Source organism: Pontibacterium sp. (assembly GCF_041587635.1).
Classification (GTDB): domain Bacteria; phylum Pseudomonadota; class Gammaproteobacteria; order Pseudomonadales; family Balneatricaceae; genus Pontibacterium.
Map to the genome: position 1 here is coordinate 1 of NZ_JBFGYC010000219.1, position 6104 is coordinate 6104.

8 protein-coding genes are annotated in these 6104 nt (G+C 50.9%); all 8 read right to left on the bottom strand.

From position 1 onward, the window contains the following. Positions 1-198 precede the first annotated feature (198 nt). The gene (gene dnaB / locus ABYW01_RS11675; protein WP_372832868.1) at positions 199-1593 is read right to left on the bottom strand and encodes a replicative DNA helicase; all 1395 of its coding nucleotides are present in this window, start codon (positions 1591-1593) and stop codon (positions 199-201) included. Between the two features lie 169 nt (positions 1594-1762). Further along, entirely contained in the window at positions 1763-2209 is a 447-nt protein-coding gene (gene rplI / locus ABYW01_RS11680; RefSeq protein ID WP_193952018.1) for a 50S ribosomal protein L9, read from the bottom strand. Positions 2210-2265: 56 nt separating this feature from the next. Then, positions 2266-2493 carry a 30S ribosomal protein S18 gene (gene rpsR / locus ABYW01_RS11685; RefSeq protein ID WP_193952017.1) on the bottom strand — a complete coding sequence of 76 codons (228 nt, stop codon included), beginning with the start codon at positions 2491-2493 and terminating at the stop codon, positions 2266-2268. Between the two features lie 32 nt (positions 2494-2525). Next, positions 2526-2951, bottom strand: coding sequence for a 30S ribosomal protein S6 (gene rpsF, locus ABYW01_RS11690; RefSeq protein ID WP_372832870.1), 426 nt, complete (start codon positions 2949-2951; stop codon positions 2526-2528). Between the two features lie 147 nt (positions 2952-3098). Next, positions 3099-3563 carry a DUF2799 domain-containing protein gene (locus ABYW01_RS11695; protein ID WP_372832872.1) on the bottom strand — a complete coding sequence of 155 codons (465 nt, stop codon included), beginning with the start codon at positions 3561-3563 and terminating at the stop codon, positions 3099-3101. Positions 3564-3790: 227 nt separating this feature from the next. Continuing rightward, complete coding sequence (locus ABYW01_RS11700; protein ID WP_372832876.1) at positions 3791-4198, bottom strand: OsmC family protein; 408 nt, start codon at positions 4196-4198, stop codon at positions 3791-3793. 65 nt (positions 4199-4263) lie between these two features. Beyond that, positions 4264-5073 carry an indole-3-glycerol phosphate synthase TrpC gene (trpC, locus tag ABYW01_RS11705; RefSeq protein WP_372832874.1) on the bottom strand — a complete coding sequence of 270 codons (810 nt, stop codon included), beginning with the start codon at positions 5071-5073 and terminating at the stop codon, positions 4264-4266. Between the two features lie 4 nt (positions 5074-5077). Continuing rightward, positions 5078-6100 (bottom strand): anthranilate phosphoribosyltransferase, encoded by a 1023-nt coding sequence (gene trpD, locus ABYW01_RS11710; protein WP_372832878.1) that lies wholly within the window; start codon positions 6098-6100, stop codon positions 5078-5080. Positions 6101-6104: the final 4 nt, after the last annotated feature.

A 6104-nucleotide genomic window follows, 5' to 3' on the forward strand; every position in this document is an offset into this window, starting at 1 on the left:
TATGAGTAAATGTACTCAAGTCTGAGAAATTGAAAAGTTCACCAAGGTCGATAAGGGATTGTTGAAAAGGCATAAAAAAATCCGATGCTGATAACAACATCGGATTTTCTACTAAACCTGCTTTTACCTCAAATGCTTAAGCGAACAGCATTGCGGCAGATGCCGGGCTATTTATCCAAAATATGTCGCGGACAGGTTCTAATCATCCATTCCCACATATTGGGCGTAGACATCAGGCGCCAGATTTTCGAACTTGGTGAATTTACCAATAAACGCCAGACGGCTGGTACCGATTGGACCGTTACGCTGTTTACCGATAATAATTTCTGCCACGCCTTTATCCGGAGAGTCTTCGTTGTAGACCTCATCACGGTAGATAAACATGATGACATCGGCATCCTGCTCGATGGCGCCCGATTCACGCAAGTCGGAGTTAACCGGACGTTTGTTTGGCCGCTGCTCAAGGGAGCGGTTCAGCTGTGACAGCGCAACCACCGGACATTCCAGCTCTTTCGCCAATGCCTTCAGGGAACGGGAGATCTCGGAAATCTCTGCGGTACGGCCTTCGGTGTTGCCCGTCTTAATCTGCATCAACTGCAGGTAATCGACCATTATCAGCGCCAGATCACCATGTTCACGCACAATACGACGCGCGCGAGCGCGCATTTCGTTGGGGCTGATACCCGCCGTATCATCGATAAACAGCGGCTTATCACGCATGATATTGACGGCAGTGGTCAGTTTCGGCCAATCATCATCTTCCAGCTTACCCGTACGAATACGGGTCTGATCGATTCGACCGAGGGAAGACAACATACGCGTGACCAGCTGGTCTGCAGGCATCTCAAGACTGAATACCAGCACCGGCCGGTTAGAGGCCATCAACGCATTTTCGACCAGGTTCATGGCGAACGTGGTCTTACCCATCGAAGGACGGGCAGCAACAATGATCAGATCCGACGGCTGCATACCTGCCGTTTTCTTATCAAGATCGTCAAAACCGGTTGTGACACCGGTCATATCGCTGTCGTTGTTAAACAGGAAATCGATTCTATCCACCGCTTTCTTCAGCAGTGGATTAATGTCTTCCGGGCCACCCTGATTGGGGCGGTCCTCGGCAATCTGGAAGATCTTCTGTTCAGCTTCGTTGAGAATCTCTTCCGAGGCACGTCCTTCCGGCGTAAAGGCGGATTCGGCAATCTCATTAGCAGCCGTGATCATCTGACGGAGCAACGCACGGTCACGTACGATCTCGGAATAGGCGCGGATGTTGGACGCACTTGGCGTATTCCGTGCCAGATCCACCAGGTACTCCAGACCACCGGCGTTATCCAGCTCACCTACACGGTCCAATTCTTCCGACAACGTGACGACATCCAATGGCTGGGCATTATTCACCAGCTTGGTCATCGTGCGGAAAATAAGACGGTGATCGTGACGGTAGAAGTTTTCCTCAGACACAGTTTCAGACACTGTATCCCAGGCGTTGTTATCCAACATCAAACCGCCGAGTACTGACTGTTCGGCTTCGATCGAGTGTGGGGGTACTTTAATATTTGCCAGTTCATCCTGGCTCAGTTCAGAGTATTCCATAGGGACTCGGTGTGGATAACTTAGTTGGTATAGAACCCATCAGCTAACAAAGACTGACAGTTGTGGGCTCACATAGCCCGTTCGATACATTTTACGGACTCTTCAGAAAAAAAAAAAGCACCGCTGGGTTTCCCCAAGCGGTGCTTTTTCAGTCGAAGCTTAACGGCAATTATTCAGCGACAACAGTCAGCTTAACAGTTGCAGTTACTTCTGGGTGCAGCTGAACAGCTACTTCGAACTCACCAGTGTGACGCAGTGCGCCTTCTGGCAGACGAACTTCGCTCTTCTCAACTTCTGCACCAGCAGCAGTGATAGCATCAGCGATGTCTTTAGTACCGATAGAGCCGAACAGTTTACCTTCGTCGCCCGCTTTGGAAACGATAGTAATTTCTTTTTCGTTCAGTTCTTCAGCACGTGCAGTCGCAGCGTTCAGTGCAGCAGCAGCGGCAGCTTCCAGCTCAGCGCGACGTTCTTCGAACTTCGCAACGTTAGCTTCGGTAGCAGCAACAGCTTTGCCCTGAGGCATCAGGTAGTTACGACCGTAACCACCTTTTACAGTAACCTTGTCACCCAGGTTACCCAGCTTACCAATTTTTTCGAGCAGGATTACTTCCATCTCGGAAACCTCTTAAATCAGTTCTCTGCCAAATATGTGGCAGTTTATTTCACAGCTTACTTGTGGCCGTCAGTGTATGGCAGCAGGGCGATGAAACGCGCGCGCTTGATCGCAGTAGCCAGCTGACGCTGGTAGCGAGCTTTGGTGCCAGTGATACGGCTAGGTACGATTTTACCAGTTTCGGTAACGTAGCCTTTCAGAGTGTCCAGATCTTTGTAATCGATCTCCTGAACACCTTCAGCTGTGAAACGGCAGAACTTACGACGACGGAAAAAACGAGCCATTTTGGTCTCTCCTAAAGAATTATATCAGCTGATTACTCAGCAGAAGCTTCTTCTGATTTAGCTTCAGCTGGTGCTTCCGGTTTAGCTTCCGGTTTAGCTTCCGGGCGATCATCGCGACGAGGCTTACGCTCTTCACGAGATTCTGCAGCTTTGATTGGAGACACATCAGTGACCGCTTCTTTACGACGAATAACCATGCTACGCAGCACTGCATCGTTGTAACGGAACAAGTTTTCCAACTCGTCCAGCGCTTCTTGGCCACACTCAATGTTCATCAGAACATAGTGAGCTTTGTGAGCGTTGTTGATTGGGTATGCCAGGTGACGGCGACCCCAGTCTTCCAGGCGGTGAATCTGACCGTCAGCGCCGGTGATAACACCAGTGTAACGCTCAACCATTGCCGGAACCTGTTCGCTCTGGTTCGGGTGAACCAGGAATACGATTTCGTAATGACGCATTGCAGCTCCTTACGGGTTAATAGCCTTCGGGTAATTGCCAATATGGCTCCGAAAGCAAGGAGGTTAATTTTTAAGGACGCGGCATTATACGCTCGTGCGTTCAGGACTACAACCAATACCAGTAGATGAAAACCTGATTCTAGCCCCTCAGTAGCAATCACTGCTGATCAGCGGGCTCAAGTGATAACGGTGCATTCGGTAGTGATGCATACGGTAATGTATGAGTTCCAGATGATAATCAGCCAGACAGCGGATACGGGCTTCACGCCGCCCTTCACGCCACGCTTTGTTAAACTCGGCTTTCAATTCTTGCGGACAAACGTTGTAGTGATACTCAACCCTCAAACCCACTTTGTAGGCATTCTCAGGCGTGCAGTATTCCTCTAATCCCGCTTCCCGCCCACGCAAGTATTCTGCGTCCTGCACCTGCGCCGAAACCCCGTGCTTAATACACGCCGCTTGATGGTCAAATCGACGCTCGGCTTTATGTCCGTTACTTCCGTCCTGCAGGCCAATCGCATACCAATCACCCTCAAGGCAACTCTCTTTGCTCAAAGACGCACAGCCGATCACCCCCAGACTGAGCAATAACACCAACACTAACCGCCACATACCAGCACCTCCTCCGAAAGAGGTTGGGGCTGCCTGCCTTGAAATGCCCCGATTCGAGCAGAGAGAGAACCCGTCCTTGTTCAAAACCTGCTCCAAAAATACAGACTCCTGATCTCTATATCAGACTACGACAGCACAACACTGGTTCAAAAACGCAAAACGGGTCGCCAGTTTCCTGACGACCCGTTTTAGTCGCTTAAAAAGTGATTCAGTCACTTATCCAGCATTTATTCGACTTCGACAATCTCATAGCTGTGGGTGATGTTCACACCACCTTTTTCCAGCATCAGAGAGGCTGAGCAGTATTCCTCGGCGGACAACTTCACCGCACGTTCAACATGCTTTTCTTTGAGGTTACGACCCGTCACCACAAACTTCACATGAATATCAGTGAATACCGCAGGTACGCCATCGGAGCGTTTCGCGTCAATCTCAGCGACACAGTCCACAACGTCCTGACGGGTTTTCTTCAAGATACCCACCACGTCGTAGCTGGTGCAACCACCCAAACCCAACAACATCAATTCCATCGGGCGCGGGCCTTGTTTCAGCTCGCCGTCGATGGTCACATCAAAACCGGAACCGGTTGTGCCATGAAAACGCACATCCCCATCCCATTTAACTTTTGCACTCATATCCACGTTGATCGTCTCCAGCAAGAACCGACCTGTCTTCGCAGGCCTGACTTCATCTTTTTATATTATTCGAACAGCTCTTTTAACTTCGCACCCGGATCTTCGGCACGCATAAACGCTTCACCCACAAGGAAGCTGTGCACATCACGTTCGCGCATGACAGCCACATCATCACGGGTATGAATGCCACTCTCCGTCACCACAATCGTATCTTCCGGAATACGATCCAGCAGTTCGAAGGTGTGGTCCAGTGACAAATTGAACGTATGTAAGTCACGGTTATTGATACCGATCAGACGGTTACCCAACGGCAATGCGCGGGTCAGCTCATCACCGTTGTGCACTTCCACCAGCACATCCATACCCAGCTCATGAGCCAACGTATTCAGATCCGCCATCTGCTGATCTTCGAGCGCCGCCACGATCAACAGGATACAGTCAGCACCCATCGCTCGCGCTTCATAAACCTGATAGGCATCAACAATAAAGTCTTTACGAATCACTGGCAGGGAACATGCGGCACGTGCCTGCATCAGGTACTCTTCGCAGCCTTTAAAGTAGTCTGCATCGGTCAATACTGACAGACAGCTTGCACCACCTGCTTCGTAGGATTGAGCAATATCAGCAGGTACGAAATTCTCACGGATCACACCCTTTGAAGGGCTTGCTTTCTTAGCTTCAGCAATGACCGCAGAGCGCCCCTCAGCAATCGCACGCGCCATACTGTCGACAAAACCACGCGGATCTGTCGCTGTACCCTTCTGTGCTTCGATCTGTGCTTTCAGGTCATCAATGGACACGTTGGCCGAGCGCTCAGCGACTTCTTCCGCTTTGCGTGCCAGAATTTTTTTCAGAATTGTTGGTGTATCAGACATCAAATTAACCCTTAAATCCTTGGCTGAACTGTGCCAGCTCTTCCACTTTGGCAGCCGCAGCGCCAGAGAGGATTGTACTTTTCGCTTTTTCCACACCCGCTCGCAAACTATCCGTCAGGTCGGCAGCATAGATCGCGGCTCCGGCATTCAGGGAGATCATATCGATCGCCTTGGCATTTTCACCGGCAAAGGCAGACCGAATCACGGCCAGGCTCTCATCGGAGCTATGTACCTGCAATCCATCCAGACTCTGGCATTCAAGACCTGCATCTTCCGGTGTCAGTGTATATTCCGTCACTTCGCCATTTTTCAGCTCTGCTACCTGTGTCTTGCCTGCCAAACTGATCTCATCCAAGCCATCTTCAGCGTGCACCACCAGCGCGTGTTTAGCACCCAGTGCTTTCAATGACTCAGCCAACGGACGGCACAACGCGCCATCAAACACACCCAACAGATAATGTTTCGCACCCGCAGGGTTGGTCAGCGGTCCCAGCACATTGAACAATGTGCGCAGCGCCATCTCTTTACGTGGACCAATGGCATACTTCATTGCACTGTGATGCTGAGGCGCGAACATAAAGCCCACACCGATCTCATCAATACAACGACTGACCTGTTCAGGATTCAGTGCCAGATTCACACCGGCCGTTTCCAGCAAGTCGGCAGCACCAGAGCTGGACGAAACAGATCGGTTACCGTGTTTGGCAACATTACCGCCTGCCGCAGCCACAACAAAGGAGGAAGCACTGGAGACGTTAAACAGATTGGACCCGTCACCGCCGGTGCCTACGATATCCACAGCATTCTCAGACTGAATGGAAACCGGAATAGCCAGTTCACGCATCACAGCGGCGGCGGCGCTGATCTCGTCAACCGTTTCACCCTTCATGCGCATGGCAATCAGGAAACCGCCAATCTGCGCTTCGGTCGCTTCACCGGTCATTATCTGACGCATGACCGCTTTCATCTCGTCAGAGGTCAGGTCGCGACGCTCAACCGCCGCAGCCAGTGCTTGTTTAATATCCATGGGA